The sequence below is a fragment of the Variovorax sp. 01T439_2 genome, assembly GCF_056398445.1.
This window is the reverse complement of record NZ_JBFTPJ010001053.1, coordinates 1-1,931: the sequence shown is the minus strand read 5'-3', so window position 1 is coordinate 1,931 and position 1,931 is coordinate 1. Positions and strand designations below refer to the sequence as shown.

The 1,931-nt window shown below is 69.6% G+C and carries 2 protein-coding genes and 1 pseudogene; 2 read left to right on the top strand and 1 reads right to left on the bottom strand.

Going from position 1 to position 1,931, the window contains the following annotated elements:
• Nucleotides 1-2: 2 nt before the first annotated feature.
• Nucleotides 3-1,115 (bottom strand): substrate-binding domain-containing protein, encoded by a 1,113-nt coding sequence (locus AC1DOC_RS31725; protein ID WP_478079987.1) that lies wholly within the window; start codon nt 1,113-1,115, stop codon nt 3-5.
• A gap of 123 nt (nt 1,116-1,238) precedes the next feature.
• On the opposite strand from AC1DOC_RS31725, the gene AC1DOC_RS31720 reads away from it, so the two are divergent.
• Both AC1DOC_RS31720 and AC1DOC_RS31715 read left to right on the top strand, forming a co-directional pair.
• Nucleotides 1,239-1,703: a formate dehydrogenase subunit gamma gene (locus AC1DOC_RS31720; protein WP_307592631.1), complete on the top strand. Its 465-nt coding sequence runs from the start codon at nt 1,239-1,241 to the stop codon at nt 1,701-1,703.
• Nucleotides 1,700-1,931: pseudogene (locus tag AC1DOC_RS31715) on the top strand (formate dehydrogenase); the annotation flags it as partial. The gene AC1DOC_RS31720 and the pseudogene AC1DOC_RS31715, both read left to right, overlap by 4 nt.

Below are 1,931 nucleotides of genomic sequence, written 5' to 3'. Positions count from 1 at the left end.
CGTCAGGACCGCGTGGCCGTGCGGCGCTTGCCGGCCGGTGCGGGGCGAAGCGACTCGAAGGCCTCGGGCAGCGACAGCACGCGGCCGCAGTTCACCGCCTGGTAGCCCGGCAGCCGGTTCACGGCGCTCTGGTAGGCCTGGCTCTGCAGGATGTCCAGCATCCGCCGCACGATGGGCGCGGCGAGCGAGCGCTCCTCGCACAGCAGGAAGTAGCGCTCCACCTGGTTGGAGATGAAGTCCAGCTTGAACTGGCGCGCCGGCGTTTCCACGCCGTAGCCCGCGTCGGCCATGCCGCTGGCCACGAAGGCCGCCACGGCCGCATGCGTGAACTCGCATTGCTCGTAGCCCTTGATGGCCTCGGGCGCGATGCCCTGCTCGCGCAGCTGCAGGTCGAACAGGTAGCGCGTGCCCGAACCCGCCTGCCGGTTGATGAAGCGGACATCGGAACGCGCCAGGTCGGCCAGCGTGTAGATCTTCTTCGGGTTGCCGGGCGCCACCATCAGGCCCTGGTGCCGCGTCGCCATGCCGATGACCTTCTGCGTATCGGCATTGAGCCAGGGCCCGTAGTGCGAGACGGCTTCGGCCTCGAACGCGCCCAGCGGCACGTGGAAGCCCGCGACGTCGCAGCTGCCGTGATGCAGCGAGGCCACGGCTTCCTCGCTGCCGCAGTAGCGCAGGTCGCCCGGCACCTGCGCCGCGGCCAGGAAGCCGTGCAGCGCCTCGATCGCGAAGCCGTGGCTCGCGTGGATGCGCAGCAGCGTGGGCGCGGTGGGAATCAGCTTCTCGATTTCCGCGCCCAGCTCGGAGGCCAGCGAATCCAGCAGCGGCGACAGCCGCGCGGTGATGCGGCGGTCGGCCCACACCAGCTTTTCGCCAAGCGGCGTGAGGCTGGAACCCTTGCCGCGCCGCATGGCCACCAGCGGCTGGCCGAACATGGCTTCGCCCTGTCGGATCAGCTCCCAGGCATGGCGGTAGGACACGCCGGACGCGGTACAGGCGCTCGACAGGCTGCCGTGCTCCAGCACCTGCACCAGCAGCTCGATCACCCGCGGCGCCAGGGCCGCGCCGTCGGTCTGGCGGATGGTCCATTGCGGCCTGATGTGCACTTCATGCATGAGTTTCGGCTTTCCAAAGCATATTTATTGGGCTGAACGCTTCATATTGTGGCATTCGACACCTCTCCATAGACTCGCGCCACCACGAGTACTGCAGCTCCAACTTTAGGAGATTCAAGGCATATGAACAATCTGGGCATCGCGGCATCCATCGCCGCCGCGCACAAGGACACGCCGGGCGGGCTGCTTCCTGCGCTCCACGGCATCCAGGACGCGCTGGGGCATGTTCCGCCCGACGCGGTCCCGCTCATCGCCGAGCAGTTCAACCTGTCGCGCGCCGAGGTGCATGGCGTGGTCAGCTACTACCACCACTTCCGCTCGGCCCCGGCGGGCCGGCTGCTGGTGCAGGTCTGCCGCGCCGAGGCCTGCAAGGCGATGGGCGCGGACGCGCTGCTCGCGCATGCCGAGCAACGCCTGGGCTGCGGCGTGCACGGCACCTCGGCCGACGGCCAGTGCTCGCTGGAGCCGGTGTTCTGCCTCGGCCTGTGCGCCTCGTCGCCCGCCATCGCGGTGAACGGCGAGGTGCATGCGCGCATCACGCCGGCGCTGTTCGACGACATCGCCCGGGAAGCACGGAGCGCCTCATGACCACCACCATCATCTATGTCCCGCGCGACTCCGCGGCGCTGGCTGTCGGCGCCGACCGGGTGGCGCGGCAGATCGAAGCACAGGCCCGTGCGCGCAACGCCGACGTGCGCATCGTGCGCAACGGCTCGCGCGGCCTGTTCTGGCTGGAGCCGCTGGTCGAGGTGGCCACGCCGCAGGGCCGCGTGGCCTACGGCCCCGTCACGGGCGCCGACGTTGCAGGCCTGTTCG

Bases quoted from the DNA above. Each gene is read 5' to 3' on its own strand.
- AC1DOC_RS31725 (WP_478079987.1), bottom strand. From the start codon at position 1,115: ATGCATGAAGTGCACATCAGGCCGCAATGGACCATCCGCCAGACCGAC.
- AC1DOC_RS31720 (WP_307592631.1), top strand. From the start codon at position 1,239: ATGAACAATCTGGGCATCGCGGCATCCATCGCCGCCGCGCACAAGGAC.